Below are 24,737 nucleotides of genomic sequence, written 5' to 3'. Positions count from 1 at the left end.
ATTTATGATATTACATTAGCTTTTAAAAAATAGGTTATGAATAAATTGAGGTTATATTTACTGTTTTTCGCTCTAATTTTTGTTATATCCTGCCAAGATAATTCCGCACAAGTGCATGTAGGAGCAGTAGATTATTATCAATCATTAGACGAATACCCAAAAAGGCTGACAACCCATTTTCCAAAAATAAAGGAAATAAAATCTGATTATGAGATTCATTATACTTATTTGTCAAAATTTTCACCTTCGCAATTAATTCTTAAACAGAAAGAATCCAAATTAATTATAGACTCATTGATTTCCGTTTCTAGAAAAATAATATACTCAGATACGTCATGCTATATTGTAAATAAATACCTCAGAGATTCAAATATTTTGAGCATCACTAAAAATTATGAGCAATTTAAAACACAAACAGACTATAAAGCTGCGGTTCCAATACCTAATTTTTATACAATAAGTGATTTTGATGAAAACAGCTATAACTTGTTAAATAATTCATATACAATATATTTAATTGAAGCTGAGCATAAACAATGTTGTTCTGAAAAATTTCACCGTGGTGCTTGGCATATGCCTGATGACTGGAAAGATGGAGTTAGTAGAGGATATGCAATCAATTTAGAGAATAATTCTGTTATCTATTGGTTAGTTATTTGGTGATAGCTTAAAATAAAATTTTAAGAATTTCTTTCCTTTGGCGCGAGGACCCCGATTGTGAGAATAGAGTTGTGTCGTCCTAAAATAAGTTTACCGATTTATACTTAAAACAATTCCACGAGTAATTCTTGAGCTACGGTAGCGCTCCATTAAAATACATTAAGAAATTAATACTGAAAGAGAGAAAAAAGTAAATCAAATTCAGCATTCTGTTATTTTTGGAATTCTAGAAAGAGCCTAGAATCCAGTATATGATTATAAACATAATGACTGTTCCTACGCAACCACAACCCATTTTTTTTGCTCCGTAACCGGCAATTATTGTCTTGAAAAATCCGTTCATCTTTTTTAGTTTTATTGTTTCTATAAAAATAGTGATTTAATGAATAGTAAAAAGTAGAAGTGTGAATTTTGAAAGTAGATTGTTGCGTTATTACGAATGAGTAGAAATCTCGTTTTATTATTATTTGTGAACTATATCTTGATAGTGTAATTTTGAAAAAAATTAGAATCTAAAAATTGATTTCAAAAATGAAGCCGTTAAATGAAAAATTAATACTGAAAGATGCCACAATAAATAAAGTGCAATTTGATAAAGAATGGTTTTATAAATTGGACGATATTGCATTTTATTTAAAAGAAGATTTATCAGAAGTAGAATTCATCTTTTTACCCATCACAATAGATGGAGAAGAAGAGTTTGTAAAATGTTGTTCTTTTGATGACATAATTAGAGCGAGAAAAGAATTTAAGTAACACAAAAAAAATAAAGAGTCCGCTTAAAATCTAATTTTAGGCGGACTCTTTTTATAAGACAAACGGATTCGAGTCCATTTAATTTACTAGCGGTTATTAAGTTTTGCTTTTTCTCTAATTATATCGGCAATTTTTCTATTTTCTATTTTACTTTCTAGCCACGAGATGATGTCTAAATAAAGGAAAGCTCTTTTTTCATAAGTGTTTTTTTCCAATTCAATAAATCGCTCTCTCATTTTTATGAACTCCTTCTTGATGTCACTTGGATAAAATGAATTCAAGTTTTTCATGAATCGAATGATTTCTTTTTGCACTTCATGCATATCATTCATTTTCAATAGGAACTTGTATGTGCTTTTTAGTTGAGATTCTAAATTAAAATCTTTTCCCATTTCGTAATGCTCTATTAAGTAAAGAAGTCTAGCAAAACACATCAGATCCTCGCGCATCGTCAAGTTCTTGTTGTTGATGATTTTCTCTAAATAATATATGGATTCGGCATACTTTTCGGTACCAAAATAAATACAAGCTATTTTATAGTAAAACATCATTTCGTGATGTTCATCAAGATGCTCACTATGCAACTTAATCTTGTCTAGTACTTCAGGAATCAGGTATTCACTTTCTTCAAAAGTACCTTCCAGAATGTGGTAATTTAATTTATTGTTATATAAATAAAGAAAAGACAAGGAAGCAATATTGTCATTCACCGGAAAACGAGGGTCTTGTATCGTTTCTTCTAGTTTTAAAAGGTATTTTTTAAATTTAGATTTGTACTTCAACATGAATAAGGATTCTAGTAAATAGTGATTTCCTTTGAGGAAGAATACTGGATTCAAATAGATCATATTGGGGTTGTCATAAAATAAAGTCACCCATTTGTACGCGTATTTATAACTCCCTAAAAAATCCTGAACCAAAAAACTATGCCATAGATTAGCATTGTAAAACCAATACTTTTCACGAAACCCAAATTTACTTTCATCAAATTTAGCGATATGCTTGTGGAAATAGGAATCAATGTACTGTTGGTCTTCATCGCTTTTTACGTAACCAGTTTTTAGCATAATGCCATAAAGCTGCAGCGATAAGTTTGATAACTTACTGGAAATAGTGTTTTTATAGTTTAATTCTTTGGCTTGAATTACTAATTCGTCTGCTCGTCCTTGAATACTTCGTGTGATGTATTGGGACTCGATTAATTTTTCAAATTCTACAATTTCAAAAGCCATGTACTTTTCATCGTTTTCTAATGCTTGGATTTTCGTCTTATCTAATAGCTTCAAACTTTGCTTGTACAATCCTTTGTTATATAAAATACTGGCAAAATCAATTTGTTCTCTTAGCTGATATCGAATGTTTTGACTTGGAATATTCAATCGAATACTCACTAGAATCTGTTTGTATAAATACGATTTCAGGTTGGATAATTGTACTTTTTTTATGACACCACTTTTCAATATAAGTTTTTCATCATAGACTTCCGATTTATCTAAAATATTAAACAGTTCGATAAATTTTGTATTCGAACTGGTCTCAAGTCGGCTTGCAAAAATCTTAAATTGTCTTTTTTCTGATTTAGATAAGGATTTTATTAATACGAATAAAAAATCTTTTTGATGGTTAGCCATTGTATAATATAGGAGCTTAATTGTATGTAAATCAATAGTTTACAAAGTTTTTACTGTCTTTATAAACAGTATATTTCATTAAATTGAATTTTATTTTACTGTAATGAAATCTAACTTTGTTATCGAGATGTGAAATTACATTAAATAAATGAAAATGAATAGAGAGAAAGTCCAAATATTTGATACTACTTTAAGAGATGGAGAACAAGTTCCCGGATGCAAATTAGATACCAAACAAAAACTCGTTATAGCAAATCGATTGGATGAAATGGGTGTTGATATAATTGAAGCTGGATTTCCTGTTTCTAGTCCCGGAGATTTTTTGTCCGTTTCTGAAATTAGTAAAATTGTGAAAAATGCTACTGTTTGTGGGTTAACCAGAGCAGTAAAAAATGATATAGATGTTGCGGCAGCAGCTTTAAAATATGCTAAAAGACCACGTATTCATACAGGAATAGGTACTTCTGAATCACATATCGTTCATAAATTAAATACGACAAGAGAAGATATTATTGTTAGAGCAAAGTTTGCAGTTGCTCATGCTAAATCTTATGTGGAGGATGTGGAGTTTTATGCTGAAGATGCCGGAAGAACTGATAATGATTTTTTAGCACGAGTCTGTGAAGAAGCTATAAAGTCAGGAGCAACGGTACTAAACATACCGGATACAACAGGATATTGTCTACCAGAGGAATACGGTGCAAAAATTAAATATTTACGTGAAAACGTAAAAGGTATTGAAAACGTTATTCTTTCGTGCCATTGTCATAATGATTTAGGAATGGCAACAGCCAATTCTATTTCAGGTGCCGTAAACGGAGCCAGACAAATTGAATGTACTATTAATGGAATAGGGGAAAGAGCAGGAAATACAGCACTTGAAGAAGTGGTAATGATTTTCAAACAACATCCTTATTTAAATTTATATACTGATATTGATACCAAACAATTGAATGAAATGAGTCGTTTGGTTTCTGAAAGTATGGGAATGATAGTACAACCTAACAAAGCTATAGTAGGAGCCAATGCTTTTGCACACAGTTCAGGAATTCATCAGGATGGTGTCATTAAAAATAGAGCTACGTATGAGATTATGGACCCTTTAGATGTAGGTGTTAATGAGTCTTCAATTGTTCTTACAGCTAGAAGTGGTAGAGCTGCATTAGCTTACAGAGCTAAAAAAGTAGGATACGAACTTACAAAAGTGCAATTAGATAGAGTATATATTGAGTTTTTGAGATTTGCAGATGTTAAAAAAGAAGTCGTTGATGATGATATACATCAGATTATCGAAGCTTGTAAAATAGAAAGTGATTTAATAAGAAATTAATAACCGAAAGCCATGAATTTAAAAATAGCAGTATTATCAGGAGATGGTATAGGTCCTGAGGTGATCTTACAAGCAAAAAAAGCATTATATGCTATTGGAGTTATATACGACCATGAATTTGTTTTTGAAGACGCACTTATTGGTGCTGTTGCTATAGATAAAACGGGAAGCGCGCTTCCTGAACAAACAATAAACCTTTGTCTTAATACTGATGCAGTGTTGTTTGGTGCTATCGGGGATCCAAAATACGACAACAATCCAGATGCAAAAGTTCGTCCAGAGCAAGGATTGTTAAGATTAAGAAAGGAATTAGGTCTTTTTGCAAACATTCGACCAATAAAACCATATCCAGCGTTACTAGACGCTTCTCCTTTGAAAAAGGAAATAATTGAAGGTGCTGACTTTACTATTTTTAGAGAATTGACAGGAGGTTCATATTTTGGAGAAAAAAAACTAAACGATGCGGGAACCGTAGCTTCTGATTTATGTGAATATTCAGAAGAAGAAATTGCAAGAATCGCACATTTGGCTTTTAAATCGGCACAAAATAGAAGAAAAAAAGTAACAATGGTTGATAAAGCTAATGTGCTTGAAACGTCTCGTTTATGGAGAAGAGTGGTAAAAACGGTTAGCGAAAGTTACCCGGATGTAGCTTTAGACTTCTTGTTTGTAGATAATGCAGCCATGCAAATTATTCTTAACCCAAGACAGTTTGATGTTATTTTAACTGAAAATTTATTTGGAGATATTTTGTCAGATGAAGCTAGCGTTATAACAGGTTCTATCGGATTATTGGCATCAGCATCATTAGGAACTACAAATGCTTTATTTGAACCAATACACGGATCTTATCCGCAAGCTAAAGGAAAAAATATTGCAAACCCAGTTGCTTGTATATTATCTGCAGCAATGTTATTAGAACATTTTGGACTTCATGAAGAAGCTAAAAAAATATATGACGGGGTTGAAATTGCAATTGGATACGGAGTGGTAACTACTGATTTGAATCCGGATTCTAAATATGGAACAAATGAAATTGGAGAGTTTATCTCTAATTTTATTTTGAGCAAAGATGACTTGATGTACTTTAACAGTAGTAATGTCACTATCGGACAGTCAACTATTGTTTAAAAAAAGGAAATATATTATACTTTTTAATTTTTCGAATTAAATAAAAAAAATACAGATACAACACTATAAATGGAATTAAATAAATATAGCAAGACCATAACTCAAGATGAAACGCAACCTGCAGCACAAGCCATGTTGTACGGAATTGGTTTAACTGAAGAAGATTTAAAGAAAGCACAAGTAGGAATTGTGAGCATGGGTTACGAAGGTAATACTTGTAATATGCACCTTAATGGCTTAGCTAAAGAAATTAAAAAAGGGGTTTGGAAAGAAGACTTAGTTGGTTTGATTTTTAATACAATCGGTGTTAGTGACGGTATTTCTAATGGAACTGACGGAATGCGTTTTTCATTAGTCTCTAGAGATGTTATTGCAGATTCTATCGAAACAGTTATGGGAGCACAATGGTATGACGGTTTAATAGCTGTTCCCGGTTGTGATAAAAACATGCCAGGATCTGTAATTGCTATGGGAAGAGTGAATCGCCCCTCGATTATGGTTTATGGAGGTTCAATTCATTCTGGTAAATGGAAAGGAGAATCTTTAAATATTGTTTCTGCATTTGAAGCATTAGGAAAAAAATTCAACAACACGATTGCTCCTGAGGATTTCAAGGGAGTGATTCAAAATGCTTGTCCTGGAGCAGGAGCTTGTGGCGGAATGTATACTGCAAATACCATGTCTTCAGCTATTGAAGCACTTGGAATGAGTTTGCCTTATAGTTCTTCTAATCCAGCTTTAAGCGAAGAGAAAAAACAAGAATGTATCGATGCTGGAAAAGCAATCAGAATCTTGTTAGAAAAAGATATCAAACCTAGAGATATCATGACCCGTAAAGCCTTTGAAAATGCAATTACGATGGTAGCCGTTTTAGGTGGTTCTACCAATGCGGTAATGCATTTAATTGCAATGGCACATGCTGTTGATATCGAAATTACTCTTAAAGATTTTCAAGACATCAGTGATAAAACACCATTGCTTGCTGATTTGAAACCAAGTGGTAAATACCTTATGGAAGACCTGCATGAAGCTGGTGGAGTTCCTGCAGTAATGAAATATTTATTAAAACAAGGATTGTTACACGGAGACTGTTTAACGGTAACCGGAAAAACATTAGCTGAGAACTTAGCTGTTGTTCCAGATTTGAATGACGGTCAAGAAGTAATACACGAAATTCAGAAAGCATTAAAAGCAACAGGAAATATTCAAATCTTATACGGAAATCTCGCTGAAGAAGGTTGTGTTGCAAAAATTAGTGGTAACGAAGGAGAATATTTCGAAGGAGACGCAATTGTTTATGAAAATGAACATGATGTGATAACTGGAGTCCGTGGTGGTGAAGTAAAACCAGGTAATGTAGTCGTCATTCGATACTGTGGACCTAAAGGTGGGCCAGGAATGCCGGAAATGCTTAAACCTACATCAGCCATTATGGGTGCGGGACTAGGAAAAAGTGTAGCTTTAATTACTGACGGTAGATTTTCTGGTGGTTCACATGGCTTTGTTGTTGGTCACGTTACGCCGGAGGCTTTTGATGGTGGTGGAATTGCATTAGTCAAAAATGGAGATATTATCACTATTGATGCAGTCAAAAACACTATTAATCTGAAAATTTCTGACGAAGAGTTTGCAGCAAGACGCGCCAATTGGGTACAACCCGAAACAAGTATCAAAAAAGGAGTATTACTAAAATATATAAGATCAGTTTCTAGTGCCTCTACAGGTTGTGTTACTGACAAATAAAGCCAATAGCCTTTGCGCTTAAGCGAATAAATAAATACCGATGGGAACAAACAAAATATCAGGCGCTGAAGCCGTTATTAGATGCTTATTAGAAGAAGGAGTAGATTTGGTTTACGGTTATCCAGGTGGAGCAATCATGCCAGTTTACGACGAGTTATATAAATTTAAAGATCAATTGCACCATGTTTTAGTGCGCCATGAGCAAGGCGCTACACATGCTGCGCAAGGATTTGCAAGAGCTACTGGAAAAGTGGGAGTAGCGATTGCGACTTCAGGTCCAGGAGCTACAAACTTGGTCACAGGAATTGCAGATGCGCAAATTGATTCAACACCTATGGTTTGTATCACAGGTCAGGTTGGAAAACATTTACTGGGTTCTGATGCCTTTCAGGAAACAGATATTATTGGGATTTCAACCCCAGTAACCAAATGGAATTACCAAATTACCGAAGCTTCTGAGATTCCAGAAATCATGGCAAAGGCTTTCTATATCGCCAGATCAGGACGTCCAGGGCCAGTTTTAGTAGATATTACTAAAAATGCACAATTTGATAAGTTCGAATTCAGCTATAAAAAGTGTACCGGAATTAGAAGTTATGTGGCTGTTCCAAAATTGAACATAGAAAAGGTAAAAGAAGCTGCAGAATTAATCAACAAGGCTAAGAAACCATTTATTGTTTTTGGTCAAGGGATTATTCTTGGTCAAGCTGAAGAGTTATTGAAAGCATTTGTTGAAAAATCAGGAATTCCTGCTGCTTGGACAATTTTAGGACTTTCTGCGTTGCCTACAGAGCATCCTTTAAACGTAGGAATGTTAGGAATGCATGGAAATTATGCACCTAATATTTTAACAAATGAATGCGATGTTTTAATTGCATTGGGAATGCGTTTTGATGACCGTGTAACAGGAAATTTAGAAACGTATGCAAAACAAGCCAAAGTAATTCACTTTGATATTGACCCTGCTGAAATTGATAAAAATGTAAAAACGGAAGTGGCTGTTTTAGGTGATGTAAAAGAAGGATTGGCGGCTTTATTGCCTTTAATTAAAACAAACACACATGAATCTTGGCACAATAAATTCAAAGAATTATATGAAATTGAATTAGAAGCAGTAATAAATGAGGAGTTGAAACCTAAGAAGGAAGGAATTTCTATGGGTGAAACAATCGAAATGATTAACAAACATTCTAAAGGTGATGCAATTATGGTTTCGGATGTAGGGCAACACCAAATGTTTACTTGTCGTTATTCTAAATTCAACTCTACTAAAAGTAATGTTACTTCGGGAGGATTAGGAACAATGGGCTTCGCATTACCAGCAGCTATTGGTGCTAAGATGGGGATGCCAGACAGGGAAGTAGTTGCTATTATAGGTGATGGAGGATTCCAGATGACTATTCAGGAGTTAGGAACTATTTTTCAGACGAAAGTCCCAGTAAAAATTGTAATTCTAAACAATGAATTTTTAGGAATGGTTCGTCAATGGCAGCAATTGTTTTTTGACAAGCGTTATGCTTCGACTGAGATGACTAACCCTAATTTTGTCGCTATTGCAGAAGGCTACTATATTAAAGCAAAAAAAGTAACCAAAAGAGAAGATTTAGATGCTGCTGTAGCTGAAATGATGGCTTCAAAAGAATCGTATTTCCTTGAAGTTATGGTAGAAAAAGAAAATAATGTATTCCCTATGATTCCAACAGGAGCTTCTGTTTCTGATATCAGATTAAGTTAATATTATGGAAAATCAAACATTCACCATTTCTGTTTATTCAGAAAATAACGTTGGTCTATTAAATAGAATATCAGGTATATTCTTAAAGCGTCACATCAATATACTAAGTTTAAATGTCTCAGAATCAGAGATAGAAAATGTTTCTAGATTTGTGATCGTGGTGCATACTACAGAAAAATGGGTGCAAAATATTGTAGGTCAAATAGAAAAGCAAATTGAGGTTATAAAAGCTTTTTATCATATTGATGAAGAAACTATTTTCTTAGAAAATGCCTTGTTCAAAATAGAATCGGGATTACTGTTCGACGAAAAGCAAATTCAAAATATAATAAAAGAAAGTAACTCAGAAATAGTTACCGTGTCCAGAGACTTTTTTGTGATTTCAAAATCAGGAAGACGTTCAGACATTGAGGAGCTATACAATAAATTAAAACCTTTCGGAATCATGCAGTTTGTGCGTTCAGGAAGAATATCCGTTTCCAAAGAAAAAATGGAAATATCAACACTATTAGAAGAACTAAAAAATAAATAAAAATTAGACAATGGCAAATTATTTCAATTCATTACCACTTAGATTACAATTAGAACAATTAGGCGTTTGCGAATTCATGGACCAATCAGAATTTACTGATGGTATAACAGCTTTAAAAGGAAAAAAAGTAGTTATTGTAGGTTGTGGAGCACAAGGATTAAACCAAGGTCTAAACATGAGAGATTCAGGTTTAGATATTTCTTATGCGCTAAGAGCTGAGGCAATTGCACAAAAGAGAGCTTCTTTTATGAATGCTGCTGATAATGGTTTTACAGTGGGAACCTATGAAGACTTAATCCCTACGGCTGATTTGGTTTGTAACCTTACTCCAGACAAACAACATACTGCGGTAGTTACTGCAATTATGCCTTTGATGAAGAAAGGTTCAACATTAGCTTATTCTCACGGTTTTAATATTGTAGAAGAAGGAATGCAAATTCGTAAAGACATTACTGTTATTATGTGTGCTCCAAAATGTCCTGGATCAGAAGTTCGTGAAGAGTATAAAAGAGGTTTTGGTGTACCTACGTTAATTGCGGTACATCCTGAAAATGATCCTGAGAATGTTGGTTTTGCTCAAGCAAAAGCGTATGCTGTTGCTACAGGAGGTCATAAAGCAGGAGTTTTAAATTCTTCTTTTGTTGCCGAAGTAAAATCGGATTTAATGGGAGAGCAAACTATTCTTTGTGGAATGCTACAAACTGGATCTATTTTATGTTTTGATAAAATGGTCGAAAAAGGAATTGAACCAGCTTATGCTTCAAAATTAATTCAATACGGTTGGGAAACAGTAACAGAAGCTTTGAAACACGGTGGGATTACTAATATGATGGATCGTTTGAATAATCCTTCAAAAGTAGAAGCTTATAGATTGGCTGATGAGTTAAAAGACATTATGCGTCCTTTATTTCAAAAACATATGGACGATATCATTTCAGGTGAATTTTCAAAAAACATGATGATTGACTGGGAAAATGATGATGTTAACTTATTGACTTGGAGAGCAGCAACTGCTGAAACTAATTTTGAGAAAACAGCTCCTACTACAGCAGCTATTTCTGAGCGAGAATACTTTGATAACGGAGTATTAATGATTGCTATGGTAAAAGCAGGTGTTGAATTGGCTTTTGAAACGATGACTGAAACCGGAATTATTGAAGAGTCAGCTTACTATGAGTCGCTTCACGAATTACCTTTAATTGCTAATACAGTAGCTAGAAAAAAATTATATGAAATGAATAGAATTATTTCTGATACTGCAGAATATGGTTGTTATTTATTTGATCACGCTTGTAAACCGTTATTGACGGACTTTATGAAAACTATTGATACTAATGTTATAGGGAAATCTTTTTCTACAACAAATGCTATTGATAATGCTGTGTTGATTGCTGTTAATAAAAGTATTCGTCAACACCCAATTGAAGAGACAGGGGAGTGGCTGAGAGAATCTATGACAGCTATGAAAAAAATAGGGTAATTAAAAAAAAAAGAGGAATTGCCACACATGAGGGTGTGCTGGAATTTGCACTATATCATATGTCGATTTATATTTTGAGTTAGTTACAAGGTATTTAAACAATGGTAGAGATATGGAAGCTTATTACATTCACTTAACTTCGATTGAGTTTTAAAGTTAAGTGAAGTGGTTCCTTATAATTTAAAGATTAAAACTTGTATGGATTTTCAATTCGAAGATCTATCACAAATAAGGTTAGGGTATCAGTATTATGGTTGAGGCGTATTTTGTTAGTAACAAAACGTTTTATTCGTTTTTTTTGGATGCTAAATTAATTGTTATGAATATTGTTAATTAAAAAATGACGGGGTAGAATTTCTACTTCGTCTTTTTTGCGTTCTGTCATATTGTGCAAAAACACCTAGTTTTTAAGGAATACTTACTTAAGCTATTGTATTATTATCGAGTTTCTAATTTCTGGAGGGAATTTATAAATTTAATTGTTTTAGGAATACATAGAATTTTAATACTTTTATAAAAAATAAATAAGCATGAGCTACTATAAGATTCAAAACTTCGAACAATACTTCAAACATTATAACAAATCTGTCCGTGAACCCCGAAAATTTTGGGGTAAAATAGCCGAAGAGAATTTTACTTGGTATCAACAGTGGGATAAAGTTGTTGAATTTGATATGGCTGAAGCTGAAATAAAATGGTTCACAGAAGCAAAAGTAAACATAGCAAAAAACTGTATAGACAGACATCTTAATAAAAGAGGAGATAAAACAGCAATCATTTTTGAGCCAAATGAGCCAAGTGAGGATGCGTTACATATTTCCTATAACGAATTACATCAACGCGTTTGCAAAATGGCAAATGTATTACGTGAAAAAGGGATTACTAAAGGCGATCGCGTTTGTATTTATTTACCAATGATTCCGGAATTAGCGGTTTCAATTTTAGCCTGTGCTAGAATTGGCGCTATTCATTCCGTAGTTTTCGCTGGGTTTTCAGCTTCTGCAGTCGCTACCAGAATATTAGATAGTGAATGTAAAATGGTAATTACCTCAGATGGTGGCTACCGTGGTAATAAAACAATCGAGTTAAAAGAAATAATTGACGAAGCATTAGAAAAATGCCCATCGGTAGAAAAGGTATTAGTTGTTAAAAGAACTAACACTCCAGTTATAATGAAGGAAGGTAGAGATATCTGGTTGCAACCTTTATTAGACGAAGCTTCAGACAATAGTGTCGCTGAAATAATGGATTCTGAAGATCCTTTGTTTATTTTGTATACCTCTGGTTCGACAGGAAAACCAAAAGGAATGGTACATACTACCGCAGGGTATATGGTTTATACCGCTTATACATTTAAAAATGTCTTCAATTACGAAGAAAACGACATCTTTTGGTGTACGGCAGATATCGGTTGGATTACTGGTCATTCTTATTCTTTATACGGTCCATTATTGAATGGAGCGACAACAGTGATTTTTGAAGGAGTTCCTTCTTATCCCGATTTTAGTCGTTTTTGGGAAATTATCGAAAAACATAAAATTACCCAATTCTATACTGCACCAACGGCTATTCGTGCCTTGGCCAAAGAGAATGTTGATTATGTTCAAAAACATCATTTAAATACTTTAAAAGTAATAGGATCTGTTGGAGAACCTATTAATGAAGAAGCATGGCACTGGTATAATGACCATGTGGGACAGAAAAAATGCCCTGTAGTGGATACTTGGTGGCAAACTGAAACTGGTGGAATTATGATTGCTCCAGTTGCATTTGTTACGCCAACGAAACCAACTTATGCGACGTTACCGCTACCGGGAGTTCAGGCAGTATTGATGGATGATACTGGTAATGAAATTGAAGGGAACCAGGTAGTAGGAAATTTATGTATTAAATTCCCATGGCCCGGGATTGCAAGGACAATTTGGGGTAATCATCAAAGGTATAAAGACACTTATTTTTCGGCCTTTCCAGGTACTTATTTTACTGGTGATGGTGCATTACGCGATGAAGTAGGTTACTATAGAATAACAGGGCGTGTTGACGATATTGTTATTGTTTCGGGACATAATCTTGGTACCGCTCCAATTGAGGATGCTATAAATGAACATCCTGCAGTTGCTGAAAGTGCAATTGTTGGTTTTCCTCATGACATAAAAGGGAACGCACTTTACGGTTATGTGATTTTAAAAGAAACGGGGGAAATCAGAAACAAAGAAAACCTGTTTAAAGAAATTAATCAATATATTTCTGATCACGTAGGGCCTATAGCTAAGCTGGACAAGATACAGTTTGTTTCCGGTTTGCCTAAAACTCGTTCGGGTAAAATTATGCGTAGAATCCTGAGAAAAATTGCTGAAGGAGATTTTTCTAATTTTGGAGATACTTCTACTTTACTGAATCCGGAGATTGTGGACGAAATAAAAGATAATAAATTATAAGTAAGCTAAGGTTGAGAATCTGTCGAAAGATTTTCAACCTTTTTTTTATCAGTTATAGCAAACAGATAAATTAGATAAAATGAAGCAAAATGCAATACTCTATCAAAGGTGTTCAAAACTACATCGTCAATATAATAAGTGGTAATAGCGGCAAAAACATCGTTGAAAATTAGCGCAAAAGCACCAAAAAAGTAATAGTACGCTTTTCTATCGGTAAATTTGGCCAAATATAGAACGGCTGTAGCACCAAGAAATAAAGCTGCTATTCCATTAAAAATCATAATTATATTAAGGTAACTATCGCCAACAGCAGATATTAAAACATATAAGATTGCTGCTAAAAGCAGACAATTTATAGCAAATATAAAAAGTGAAATTCCTTTTGGTACAGTGTAAAGTTTTTTAGTTTTAATTGAATTATATCCTAAATTCACTAATGCTAAATAACAAAAAAAAGATGCTATTAATGCAATTCTATATAGCTGTACTGAATCTTCCCAAAACAAAAGTAAAAGCTCATTTATATAAAATAATATAGCATATAAGTAATAATTTAAAGTAAGTTTCTTGAAATTATTATTTAACACATAGATTATAAAAGTAGGAATAACAAAAGGCTTAATATAAATAACAAGAGCAGGACTAAAGAAAACTCCAGCACAAAAATAAACTACTAATAGAGTTAAAGGTATAAATAATAATGATCTCTTAATGTTGATTGTATCCATAGACAAAACAAATCTAGCGCTTTAAATTTTTATTACAAAAATTAAGTAAAATTTTAGAGAATTTTGAAAGAACATGTTGAACTAAATTGTTAAATTTACAACATATGATACAAAATTCTATAGTTATTGTTGGTGGTGGTTTGGCAGGACTTATTGCTGCTATCCATCTTAAAAATAATAATTACAATGTTTTGGTAATTGAAAAAAATGAATTTCCTAAACACAAAGTTTGTGGAGAATATATTTCCAACGAAGTTTTACCTTACTTAAAATCCCTAGGCCTAGACATTAATTCACTGCATCCTAAACACATTGATAAACTTTCCTTTTCATTAGTTTCTGGAAAATCTATAAACACAGTTTTGCCTTTGGGCGGATTTGGAATAAGTAGATATGAATTAGATAATTATTTATACAATGAAGCAAGAAATATTGGTTGTACAATTGTTCAAGAGACTGTTTCGGATGTTGAATTTTTAGATGGTAAGTTTACAGTCACTACAAGTTTAAATACCTATTATGCTTCAATTGTCCTTGGAGCTTTTGGAAAAAGATCAAATCTAGATATTAAATTAAAACGTAACTTTATTCAGAGGCAGTCACATTGGCTTGGTGTTAAGGCGCATTACAAAGTAGATTTCCCAGAGGATTGTGTTGGACTACATCATTTTAAAGGAGGTTATTGTGGTGTTTCTAAAATAGAAAACAATTTAGTGAACATATGTTATCTAGCTAATTATGAAACGTTTAAAAAGCACAAGTCTGTCGAAGATTATCAATTAAATGTAGTACGTCAGAATCCCAATTTAGAAAAAATTTTAAAAAATGCGGTAATTCAATTCGAAAAGCCTTTAACGATTAGCCAAGTTTCTTTCGAAGAAAAGAAATGTGTAGAAAATCATATAATTATGATTGGTGATACCGCTGGTTTAATTCATCCTTTGTGTGGGAACGGAATGGCGATGGCTATTCACAGTGCTAAACTAGCATCGGAAAATGTAATAGATTTTCTAGAAAACAGAGTAAATAGAGCTACTTTAGAAAATAATTATTTAAACGATTGGAATAAAAATTTCAAAAAAAGATTGCAAGCAGGTCGTCTATTAGGAAAGCTATTAGAACATGAAAAAACAGCACAAGTGGTCTTAAAAATTTTAATTCTTTTTCCTTTTATGTTATCTGTAATAATAAAGAAAACACATGGTAAACCAATATAAATGGCTATAAATACAACCTATAGAACCAATGCATCCGAAATAATGGATGACTTTCAGCTCGAAGGTGATGAATTAAGAGATGCATTAGATAAAATCGCTAAAATAAATCAGCTATTGGGCGGAAACAAGTTAACTTTACTTGGTGTGAAAGAGTTGATTGCCAACAATCCCAAAACAACTGGAATCACTATTGTTGATGTAGGTTGTGGAAATGGAGATATGTTGAGAACGCTTGCCGAGTACGGTTTACAACATAATTTAAAGTTCAATCTCATAGGGGTTGATGCAAATAGTTTTACTGTAAATCATGCTATTAATCTATCAAAAAAATATCCAAATATAGCGTACCGCTGTGAAGATATATTTGATAAACCTTTTAAAGAACTGAAATACGATATCGTGTTATGTACATTGACTTTACATCATTTCAAGGAGGATGAAATTATCGAAATAATGACATCGTTTTATGAAAATTCCAGACTTGGAGTTGTTATTAATGATTTGCATCGAAGTGCTGTCGCTTACCGATTATTTCAATCCTTGTGTTTTGTTTTTCGATTGAATGATATGTCGAGGGAAGATGGTTTGGTTTCGATATTAAGAGGATTTAAAAAAGAAGATTTGCTTCGTTTTTCAAAGAAGTTAAGTATTAAAAAATATAAAATCCAATGGAAGTGGGCTTTTAGGTACCAATGGATAATTTCAAAGATATGAGTGTAAAAATAAATACAGTTACAAAGCAGCTACCAAAATATTCCAGAACTACCGAAGAGATTATTCCGTTTTTGGATGCATGGCTCACGGGACAAGATGAGCGCTTCATCAGAAAGGTGAAAAAGATATTTGAGGGTGCGGCAGTGGATAAACGCTATTCCATCATGGATCCTATCGAAGTTTTTACAAAAACATCATTTGAAGAGAGAAATGATATTTATGTTCGTGAAGTCATTGATTTAGGAGAAAAAGTATTGGAAAAAGCTTTGTTGAAATCAGGTTGGAAGCCAGAAGATTTAGATTATATCATCACAGTGAGTTGTACGGGTATTATGATTCCTTCATTAGATGCCTATTTAATTAATAAGCTGAAATTACGTCAGGATATTGTACGTCTTCCCGTAACGGAGATGGGATGTGCCGCGGGAATTTCAGGTATTATTTATGCTAAAAATTTCCTGCAGTCTAATCCTGGCAAACGCGCAGCAGTAATTGCAGTAGAAAGTCCAACGGCGACATTTCAGCTGAATGATTTTTCGATGGCAAATATTGTAAGTGCTGCCATTTTTGGCGATGGAGCTGCCTGCGTTTTACTTTCGTCTCATGAGGACGATGAGGGACCTGAAATTCTTGCAGAAGAGATGTATCATTTTTATGAAAATGAACACATGATGGGGTTTAAGCTTACTAATACTGGTTTGCAAATGATTTTGGACATTGAAGTGCCAAATACGATTGCGTCCCATTTTCCGGCAATTATCCATCCTTTTTTGGAAAAAAACAATTTAAAAATTGATGATATGGATCATTTAATATTTCATCCGGGTGGAAAAAAAATAGTTCAAACAGTCGAAGCTCTATTTTCAGATTTGGGAAAAAATATAGATGACACAAAAGAAGTTTTGCGTTTGTACGGTAATATGTCGAGCGCAACCGTTTTGTATGTTTTGGAGCGATTTATGGATAATATGCCGCCAAAGGGAGATAAAGGATTAATGTTGAGTTTTGGCCCTGGATTTTCGGCACAAAGAGTATTGTTGCAGTTTTAGTCAAAGAAGATACAAGAATGATGAAAAGTCAAGAAATTATATCAAAATTACCGTATTCTAAACCATTCCTATTTGTTGATGAAATCATTCAGATTGATGAGAATGGAGTGGAAGGGAGTTTTACTCTCGATGAAAATTTAGAATTTTATAAAGGTCATTTTGAAAATAACCCGGTGACACCCGGCGTGATCTTAACAGAGACTATGGCCCAAATTGGATTGGTTTGCCTAGGTATATTTTTATTAGATAATGACTTTAATAAAGATACTTCAATAGCCTTAACATCAGCTAATATTGAATTTATTAAACCTGTATTTCCTAATGAAAAAGTGACAGTTTTTTCAGAAAAAATATACTTTAGATTTGGTAAGTTAAAATGCAAAGTGAGTATGAAAAATGAGAACGGCGTTGTTGTATGTACTGGAGAAATTGCAGGTATGATAGTCTAGTTTTTCTTTTAATTTTTCAGTTGGAGCTCTGCGAGGGATTTTAGCTTTTTCTAATTTTGAATTAAAAAAATAATAACGGGGCCAAAATGTATCGTGATGGTTTGATACAATTTTAATGATCTAAAAAAGAATACAATGAGTAGGAGAGTAGTAATAACAGGACTTGGTGTAGTGGCTCCAAATGGAGTAGGGCTTGATGCTTTTACCCATGCAATTAAAAACGGGATTTCCGGTATTCGGAAAGACCCAGATTTGGAACGCCTACAATTCTCGTGTCAGATTTCAGGGAAACCGGAAATTTCGGAGGAACTATCATTGAATTATTTCACGGAATTAGAACTTCGAAATTTTAACTCCACTGGTATTCTATATGGTGTAATAGCAGGAATGGATGCTTGGAAGGATGCTGATTTACCCATTTTAAACAGTGAGGAGCCGGATTGGGATAGTGGAACTATTTTTGGAACAGGAACCTCAGGTATCGATAAATTTCGCGAAAGCATTTATAAGATTGATGAATTACAAACCCGTAGACTGGGTAGTACAGCGGTAGCGCAAACAATGAATAGTGGTGTTAGTGCTTATCTAGGCGGAAAATTAGGTTTAGGAAATCAGGTAAGTACTAATTCTTCTGCCTGTACCACTGGAGCCGAAAGTATTTTGATGGCTTATGAACGAATCAAGTCTGGACAAGCTAATCGAATGCTGGCTGGAAGTACGAGTGACAGCGGCCCTTATATTTGGGGAGGCTTTGATGCTTTGCGTGTTTGTACTTTTAAACACAATGAAAGCCCAGAGCAAGGTTCAAGACCTATGAGTACGAGTGCGTCGGGATTTGTACCTGGAAGCGGAGCGGGAGCTTTCGTGCTGGAAGATCTCGAAACGGCACTTTCACGTGGTGTACGAATTTATGCTGAAGTGTTAGGTGGAAATGTAAATTCAGGTGGACAGCGCGGTCTGGGAACAATGACAGCTCCTAATCCGATTGCTGTTCAAAAGTGTATCAAAGATGCGATTGCTCATGCCGGTATTCATGCGAATGATATTGATACCATCAACGGTCATCTGACTGCGACGACTAAAGATAGTTTAGAAATAGAGAATTGGAGTGAAGCCTTAGGGAGAAGTGGCATTGATTTCCCCTATATTAACTCACTGAAATCAATGGTGGGTCATTGTCTGTCAGCGGCTGGGAGTGTAGAAAGTGTTGCTGCAGTATTGCAATTGCATCAGGGATTTATTTTCCCCAATATTAATTGCGAAGACTTGAACCCTGAAATTGAAAGTATAATTGATGTATCAAGAATTCCTCAAAAATTGATTGAAAAAGAAATAAATATAATAGCAAAAGCCAGTTTTGGTTTTGGCGATGTTAACGGCTGCCTCATTTTAAAAAAATATACCGTTTAAAAAATTAAACATGAACAAAGAAGAGACTTTATTACAATTAAGAAATATCGTAAAGCCCTACATTAATAATGAAGAAGCTTTTGAAAATTTCACGGAAGACACCGATTTCATCACGGATTTGAATATCAATTCGGCTAATTTGGTAGATATCATTTTAGATGTCGAAGACTATTTTAAAATCCATATCGATAATGAGTCGATGGAAAAAATGATTGATGTAAAATCAACATTGGAAATAATAGAAACTAAATTAGCGAAAAAAAGGTGATTGGAAACGACATTGTAGATTTGGCTTTAGCGCGAAAAGAAAGCAATTGGAAACGACCGGGATATTTGGATAAAATATTTACTCAAAACGAGCAGCTACTGATTGCAACTGCTGAACATCCAGATATCATGGTTTGGAATCTCTGGAGCAGGAAGGAAGCAGCATACAAAATCTACAATAGAGCAACGGGAGTGCGTGGCTACTTTCCGTTGAATTTAGTATGTGTTTATGAAAATACAAATAGCGGCTCAGTGTTATGTAATGGCTATACCTATTATACCAAAACTGAAATAGTAAAGGATAAAATTCACACTGTTGCAGTAACTGATAAAATGGATTTTGAGATGGTGTTGGAGCTAGATACTGAAATAAAAATGGTGAAAAAGAAAGGAATTCCATTTTTGGTTGAGGAGAAAACAAATTCCCTAAAACCTGTATCGTTGAGCCATCACGGTCGTTACAGCGTCTTGGTTGGATTAAAATAATAAAATGTACAAGGTTTTATCTTCGCGAGTTTATAGCTGAATGAATTTTCATCTGCCAAACTACATTGTGAATTTTAACCGATAATGCTTATTTAATACCTAGCCTCGACTTTAATTTTAGAAATAGCAAAGCCGTTTTGTAAGCGTCTTCAGTTGACGAATTTCTCTCGGTATTTGGGACTTTATAAATTTCTGATAATTCGTTCAATGAGAATTGCTTATCAGTAATATCGTTTAATTTGCGATGCATCATATCAATGTCCAAGGCTTCATTTTTCAATCGGCCGCACTCTAATTTTTCTAAAGCTGCATTGATCATTTCAACGTCAAAATCAACATGATGTCCCACTAAAATAGAACTGCCGATAAACTCAATAAAGGCTTTTATTGCTTCCGGTTCAGCGAGTTTATTCATCTTACTTTCGATAATAAACTCATTTGAAAGTCTATTATCATGTAGGTATTTATATTGTAATAAAATAACTTCGAAACTGTCTCCTATAAATATACTGTCATCTACAACAGCAAATGCACCGATAGACAAGATTACATCTTTCTCTGGATTCATACCTGTAGTTTCAGTAGAAATCACAACATATCGATTCGATTTTTTATCGAATTTAGCAAGGTATGTTTTCCAGAATTCTGGAAGTTCTTTATTGATATTTTTTATCCATTCTAACATAACTAGGAAAATTGAGTCAGTTGAAACTTATTTTTAATTAATTCTTCCAATTCTCTCATTGGAGCAAGCGCATTTTTCAGCTTTTCTTTATCTATTTTAGATAATTCCTCCAAATTTATAAATTGACCGGAATCTTCATTTTTTAAGCCTTCCACTGTTCTTAGTTTTGATAAAGTTAAGAAAGCTTCAGCACAATTGAGATATATTTCGGAATATTTTGGATCGTTAATCGCCAATTGTTTAAAGCGAGTATAGGTATTATTTATGCCTTTAATACCATGACTTAGCGTAAATAAGCGGGCGCCATCTATAAGAGGCATTAAAGCACGAGTCTTAATATCAAATTTATCTTTATTGGGACCTGTTTCTTCCAGAATGAGTTTTTTGAAAAAACTTAAAGGCGAATTTTTTCTTAAAGTATCATTTCCTAAAAAGTCAAAGAATAAAATATTGTTATTGGCATTTTTAAAAACCACGTTACTTATTGCATCTTCTATTTTCTGTTCTCCAAAAACAAGTTCGTAATCAAAGAATATACTGCTCAAATTATTACTGTTTTCACCTGGAGTATTCATCCAATTGTCATACTGCTTTATCCAGTCTGTCAATGATTTACACCATAGCATATTACTTGCCATATGTCCGTTAGGGCATAATTCGTAGCCTATTTGTTCAAGTGTCAAAGTCGTTTTCTTTCCTAAATTAAGAAAATAATCTTTCACCTCTCTATACTTTTCTGTAGCTACATCTTCAAAGACTAAAATACTATCTTGATCTGTAAGTAACAGCTGTTCTTTCCTTCCTTGACTACCAATACTTAACCAGGCAAAACGAGCAGGAGGGGAGCCCATTTCAAGAATAGAGAGTTCGATGGCACGTTTTAAAAGAGCAAAATTGATCTCAGAGGTAATATTCGAAATATGAGTAAGAGGAATGTTTTTATAAATTGAAGTTTGAATAAGATCGGTTAGTCGTACTCGAATTTGTTTTAATTCGTTCGAAGTTTGGGCACGTTTAATTTCCTTAATCAAAACACCAGGATTACTGGCTTGTGCCACAATTAAATCGTGTTCTGAAATAACTCCTTTAACATTCGATTTATTCGTACCATCTGCGGTTACGCACAAATGAGTCACATTATTTTTCAACATCAGTAATTGTGCTTCAGCTAGCGAAACATTTTCGAGTACTGTTATTACTGGGGATGACATAATTTTATCTACTGAAACAGTGATTGGAAATCGGCCCGTAGCAATTTTAGACGACATATCCATATCAGTAACAATTCCGATAGGAAGAGTAGCTTCACAAACTACGGCGCTATTTATTCGCATTTCAGCCATAAGCTGAGCCACTTCGCTGACAGTGCTATTAGCAGTAGTTATTAGCGGTGTGTTATTGTACGATAAAGTTTGGAAATATTGCATTTCAGACTGTTTGTCTGTATAAAATAAGGTGTCTGAAATCTGACTACCTCGTGAATTTTCGTTGTCTGTGGAACTTGGTGTATTCGTTGCAAAATTCTCCAATAAGTAATTTAAAACTTCGGTGTTATTTGCTACAAATGGTCTAAAAACTGCAATAGGAATGGCATAAACTACACTTTCTTCACGTGCTTTTGCTGTCATTCTATAATTATTTTTTGCAAAAAAAGGACGTAATCCAAAAATTGCACCGGCGTGACATTTATTTAAAATCGTTTCTTCAGCATCCGCTATAACAGATAAGTGAATTACTCCAGAAGCCACGACGTAAAAACTATCGTGTAATACATCGTTATACTGAAACAATGTTTTGTTTTTCTGCAAATTTACTACACGAATATTAGCCGCAATTTCAGATAACTCTTGAAATGTCAAATGATCAAATGGCGAGTATTCTTTTAAAAAATCAGCAATCCGTTCTACAATCGTGTTCATAATTTTGTGATAGTTTCTTTGGGTAAAATTAATGAAATATTTATTTATATACTCGCATATCTAATGTTAAATCTTGGATTTATTAATAAGCTAATATTCTTGTTTTAGAATAGTGATAGTACCGTTAGAAAGTAGTATTACTGATGATATTTCAAATAGAGTCAGAGATTGTTTATAATTTCTATTTTACATAATATAAATTATAGTTCAAATGTATTATTCAGCATATATGACGGTTTATCCATTTGATAGCTATAATTAGGTGCTATGTAAAATAGCTGCTACCAAGCGCTCGATTGTTTTATAAAATTACTTAGTTTATCAACCATTTTTACTTTGCTCAAATATAATTTTGTATTATTGCCTATTAACATTTAAATGAACAACATAACAATAAAAATATGAATAGTATTCGAAAAAACACTACTAATAACGAATTAGATAAAACTGATGAACAAATAATTAGGCTCTTACAGAAGAATGCTAGATTATCTAATAAGCAAATTGCTGTAGAAGTTGGAATTGCAGAATCTACTTGCTCTGAAAGGATGAGAAAATTGCATAGAAAAAAAATATTCTTCGGGTTTCATGCTATTGTTGATTCTTCTAAACTTGGTACGAATATAGAAGCAATGGTTGCTATAAAATTAACTAAAAACACAAAAGATCAAGTTGATCATTTTAAAAACGCAATGTCTTTGTTACCTGAAGTTGTGAATATTTACCATTTAGCGGGGCAAATAGATTTTCTGCTTTACATTGCAGTAAGAGATAAAAATCATTTAAGAGATTTTGTAATGGATAATCTTACAAAAGATTATGTAAAAAGTTTAGAAACCTCTTTGATTTATGATTTTTCACAAAACCCATTGTTTCCAATTTATTTAGATCATGAATAGAGGAGAAAATCTAATTAAATTAATGATTAGATCTTCTACTCTATAAATTACTAATCGAAAAAATAAATTTCCTTATATTTTTAATTTGAAACAAACAACTTTGGTTTCAGACATCGCTTCAATAGCGGACTTTACTCCTTCTCTGCCTATTCCGCTGCTTTTAACGCCACCAAAAGGCATTGCATCTATTCTATAATCAGTGGAATCGTTAATCATTACACTAGCACACTCTAGTTCATTAATTGCTTTATGTGCATTATTAATATCATTCGTAAAAATTGCCGTATGTAATCCAAAAGGAGACTTATTACAGTTCTCTATAGCTTGATCTAAGTTTTTTACTTTAGAAATAGTTACCACAGGCCCAAAAACTTCTTTGCAATTGGCAATATCATTATTGCAGTCAGCCTCTAATATGGTTGGTGTATAGCAATTACCAATTGTTTTTCCACCACTAATTATCTTAGCTCCATGGGCTATACTTTCGTTAATAAATTTATCAATTTGATTAATCGATTCTTTACTTATAATTGGTCCAATATCTATATCTTCTGATAAAGGTGAACCAATCTTTAAAGTAGAAGTTAATTGAGAAAAATTATTTAAAAATGAATCGTAAACAGTCTCTTCTACAAAAATTCGTTTAACACCGACACAATTTTGGCCACTTGCAAAAAATGCTCCTGAAACACAAGACTGAACTGCTTCTTCTAAATCTGCATCAGATAGAACTATAACAGGTGAATTTGAACCAAGTTCCATCACTATTTTTTTTAAACCTGCTTTTCTCTGGATTACCTTTGCTGCTTCCACTCCCCCCGTAAAACTTATCAATCTTATTCTATCATCGCTAATGAGAGCGTCACCAAAGTATTCTGGTGAACCCGTAATAATACTTAACATCTCTTTTGGTAAACCAGCCTCAAAAAGAATTTCTCCAAACTTAATGGCTACTAAAGGTGTATAATCACTAGGTTTTAATATCACAGGATTTCCTGCAGCAATTGCTGGACCCAATTTGTGACAAATCAAGTTTAAAGGATCATTAAAAGGTGTAATGGCAACAACAATACCAATAGGGACTTTGGTTTCGTACCCAACTCTATCCTCTGAGCCTGGAACAGCGTTAAACGGAATTGTTTCTCCAATTATTCTTCCTGCTTCTTCTGCAGAAAGTTGCATCGTATTTAAAGCTCTAGTGACTTCTTTTCTTGCCTGAACTATTGTCTTTATTCCTTCAGTTGCAATGAGATTCGATAATGCATCAAATTCTTGCTCCATTATGGTTACGGCTTTTCTAAGAATTGCTATTCTTTCTGAAGCGGACATTTTTCTACCAATAGCCTCTCCTTTTTTTGCTAGATCAAGTGCATTCATTACATCTTGCTTAGTTGACTGAGGAACTGTTCCTATTACTTTTCCTGTATAACTATTATAAACAGTTACGGTACTTATGTTTTTTTTATCTATTACCATGT

At 33.5% G+C, this 24,737-nt stretch carries 22 protein-coding genes; 17 read left to right on the top strand and 5 right to left on the bottom strand.

All coding sequences use genetic code 11. The annotated features are described in order from the left end of the window. Positions 1 to 36: 36 nt before the first annotated feature. Both AAC069_RS09415 and AAC069_RS09410 read left to right on the top strand, forming a co-directional pair. Positions 37 to 663, top strand: a complete 627-nt coding sequence (locus AAC069_RS09415) for a hypothetical protein (protein WP_339920217.1) — start codon at positions 37 to 39, stop codon at positions 661 to 663. A gap of 528 nt (positions 664 to 1,191) precedes the next feature. Further along, entirely contained in the window at positions 1,192 to 1,416 is a 225-nt protein-coding gene (locus tag AAC069_RS09410; RefSeq protein WP_339920216.1) for a hypothetical protein, read from the top strand. Between the two features lie 86 nt (positions 1,417 to 1,502). Here the strand turns inward: AAC069_RS09410 and AAC069_RS09405 are convergent, their stop codons facing one another. Continuing rightward, complete coding sequence (locus AAC069_RS09405; RefSeq protein WP_339920215.1) at positions 1,503 to 3,047, bottom strand: hypothetical protein; 1,545 nt, start codon at positions 3,045 to 3,047, stop codon at positions 1,503 to 1,505. Between the two features lie 154 nt (positions 3,048 to 3,201). Here AAC069_RS09405 and AAC069_RS09400 point away from each other — a divergent pair, with 154 nt between their 5' ends. The 7 genes from AAC069_RS09400 (at position 3,202) to acs (ending at position 13,436) form a co-directional block, all read left to right on the top strand. Beyond that, positions 3,202 to 4,377 (top strand): 2-isopropylmalate synthase, encoded by a 1,176-nt coding sequence (locus AAC069_RS09400; protein ID WP_339920214.1) that lies wholly within the window; start codon positions 3,202 to 3,204, stop codon positions 4,375 to 4,377. Positions 4,378 to 4,389: 12 nt separating this feature from the next. Further along, positions 4,390 to 5,508 carry a 3-isopropylmalate dehydrogenase gene (leuB, locus tag AAC069_RS09395; RefSeq protein ID WP_339920213.1) on the top strand — a complete coding sequence of 373 codons (1,119 nt, stop codon included), beginning with the start codon at positions 4,390 to 4,392 and terminating at the stop codon, positions 5,506 to 5,508. Positions 5,509 to 5,577: 69 nt separating this feature from the next. Next, positions 5,578 to 7,251, top strand: coding sequence for a dihydroxy-acid dehydratase (gene ilvD / locus AAC069_RS09390; RefSeq protein ID WP_339920212.1), 1,674 nt, complete (start codon positions 5,578 to 5,580; stop codon positions 7,249 to 7,251). Positions 7,252 to 7,291: 40 nt separating this feature from the next. Next, positions 7,292 to 8,986 carry a biosynthetic-type acetolactate synthase large subunit gene (ilvB, locus tag AAC069_RS09385; RefSeq protein ID WP_339920211.1) on the top strand — a complete coding sequence of 565 codons (1,695 nt, stop codon included), beginning with the start codon at positions 7,292 to 7,294 and terminating at the stop codon, positions 8,984 to 8,986. Positions 8,987 to 8,990: 4 nt separating this feature from the next. Next, entirely contained in the window at positions 8,991 to 9,518 is a 528-nt protein-coding gene (ilvN, locus tag AAC069_RS09380) for an acetolactate synthase small subunit (RefSeq protein WP_091087892.1), read from the top strand. Between the two features lie 10 nt (positions 9,519 to 9,528). Beyond that, on the top strand, positions 9,529 to 10,998 hold the full coding sequence (gene ilvC, locus AAC069_RS09375) for a ketol-acid reductoisomerase (protein ID WP_339920210.1): 1,470 nt from the start codon (positions 9,529 to 9,531) through the stop codon (positions 10,996 to 10,998). Positions 10,999 to 11,528: 530 nt separating this feature from the next. After that, a complete protein-coding gene (gene acs, locus AAC069_RS09370) occupies positions 11,529 to 13,436 on the top strand; it encodes an acetate--CoA ligase (protein WP_339920209.1) in 1,908 nt (635 codons plus the stop codon). Positions 13,437 to 13,441: 5 nt separating this feature from the next. Here the strand turns inward: acs and AAC069_RS09365 are convergent, their stop codons facing one another. Further along, positions 13,442 to 14,164, bottom strand: a complete 723-nt coding sequence (locus tag AAC069_RS09365; RefSeq protein WP_339920208.1) for a hypothetical protein — start codon at positions 14,162 to 14,164, stop codon at positions 13,442 to 13,444. Between the two features lie 104 nt (positions 14,165 to 14,268). Between AAC069_RS09365 and AAC069_RS09360 the strand changes: the two genes are divergently transcribed. The 7 genes from AAC069_RS09360 (at position 14,269) to AAC069_RS09330 (ending at position 19,756) form a co-directional block, all read left to right on the top strand. Continuing rightward, positions 14,269 to 15,381, top strand: coding sequence for an NAD(P)/FAD-dependent oxidoreductase (locus AAC069_RS09360; RefSeq protein WP_339920207.1), 1,113 nt, complete (start codon positions 14,269 to 14,271; stop codon positions 15,379 to 15,381). Then, the gene (locus AAC069_RS09355) at positions 15,382 to 16,095 is read left to right on the top strand and encodes a methyltransferase domain-containing protein (protein ID WP_339920206.1); all 714 of its coding nucleotides are present in this window, start codon (positions 15,382 to 15,384) and stop codon (positions 16,093 to 16,095) included. Next, the gene (locus tag AAC069_RS09350; RefSeq protein ID WP_339920205.1) at positions 16,092 to 17,144 is read left to right on the top strand and encodes a type III polyketide synthase; all 1,053 of its coding nucleotides are present in this window, start codon (positions 16,092 to 16,094) and stop codon (positions 17,142 to 17,144) included. The genes AAC069_RS09355 and AAC069_RS09350 overlap by 4 nt, the downstream gene beginning before the upstream one ends. A gap of 20 nt (positions 17,145 to 17,164) precedes the next feature. Further along, positions 17,165 to 17,593: a 3-hydroxyacyl-ACP dehydratase FabZ family protein gene (locus tag AAC069_RS09345; RefSeq protein WP_339920266.1), complete on the top strand. Its 429-nt coding sequence runs from the start codon at positions 17,165 to 17,167 to the stop codon at positions 17,591 to 17,593. Between the two features lie 135 nt (positions 17,594 to 17,728). Continuing rightward, entirely contained in the window at positions 17,729 to 19,003 is a 1,275-nt protein-coding gene (locus AAC069_RS09340) for a beta-ketoacyl-[acyl-carrier-protein] synthase family protein (protein WP_339920204.1), read from the top strand. Between the two features lie 10 nt (positions 19,004 to 19,013). Beyond that, the gene (locus AAC069_RS09335; RefSeq protein ID WP_339920203.1) at positions 19,014 to 19,271 is read left to right on the top strand and encodes an acyl carrier protein; all 258 of its coding nucleotides are present in this window, start codon (positions 19,014 to 19,016) and stop codon (positions 19,269 to 19,271) included. After that, the gene (locus AAC069_RS09330) at positions 19,268 to 19,756 is read left to right on the top strand and encodes a 4'-phosphopantetheinyl transferase superfamily protein (protein ID WP_339920202.1); all 489 of its coding nucleotides are present in this window, start codon (positions 19,268 to 19,270) and stop codon (positions 19,754 to 19,756) included. Before AAC069_RS09335 ends, AAC069_RS09330 begins: the two co-directional genes overlap by 4 nt. Positions 19,757 to 19,844: 88 nt before the next feature. On the opposite strand, the gene AAC069_RS09325 is transcribed toward AAC069_RS09330, so the two are convergent. Further along, entirely contained in the window at positions 19,845 to 20,441 is a 597-nt protein-coding gene (locus AAC069_RS09325) for a 3'-5' exonuclease (RefSeq protein WP_339920201.1), read from the bottom strand. A 2-nt stretch (positions 20,442 to 20,443) separates the two neighbouring features. Further along, on the bottom strand, positions 20,444 to 22,360 hold the full coding sequence (locus AAC069_RS09320; protein ID WP_339920200.1) for a DUF294 nucleotidyltransferase-like domain-containing protein: 1,917 nt from the start codon (positions 22,358 to 22,360) through the stop codon (positions 20,444 to 20,446). 401 nt (positions 22,361 to 22,761) lie between these two features. On the opposite strand from AAC069_RS09320, the gene AAC069_RS09315 reads away from it, so the two are divergent. Next, positions 22,762 to 23,259, top strand: coding sequence for an Lrp/AsnC family transcriptional regulator (locus tag AAC069_RS09315; protein ID WP_339920199.1), 498 nt, complete (start codon positions 22,762 to 22,764; stop codon positions 23,257 to 23,259). A gap of 72 nt (positions 23,260 to 23,331) precedes the next feature. Here AAC069_RS09315 and AAC069_RS09310 read toward each other — a convergent pair whose 3' ends face one another. After that, positions 23,332 to 24,735, bottom strand: coding sequence for an aldehyde dehydrogenase family protein (locus AAC069_RS09310; RefSeq protein ID WP_339920197.1), 1,404 nt, complete (start codon positions 24,733 to 24,735; stop codon positions 23,332 to 23,334). Between the last annotated feature and the right edge of the window lie 2 nt (positions 24,736 to 24,737).

Origin of the sequence: uncultured Flavobacterium sp. (genome assembly GCF_963974175.1) — a bacterium.
In the GTDB taxonomy this organism is placed as follows: Bacteria; Bacteroidota; Bacteroidia; order Flavobacteriales; family Flavobacteriaceae; genus Flavobacterium.
The sequence above is the reverse complement of the archived record's forward strand: the minus strand, read 5'-3'. Positions and strand labels throughout refer to the sequence as shown.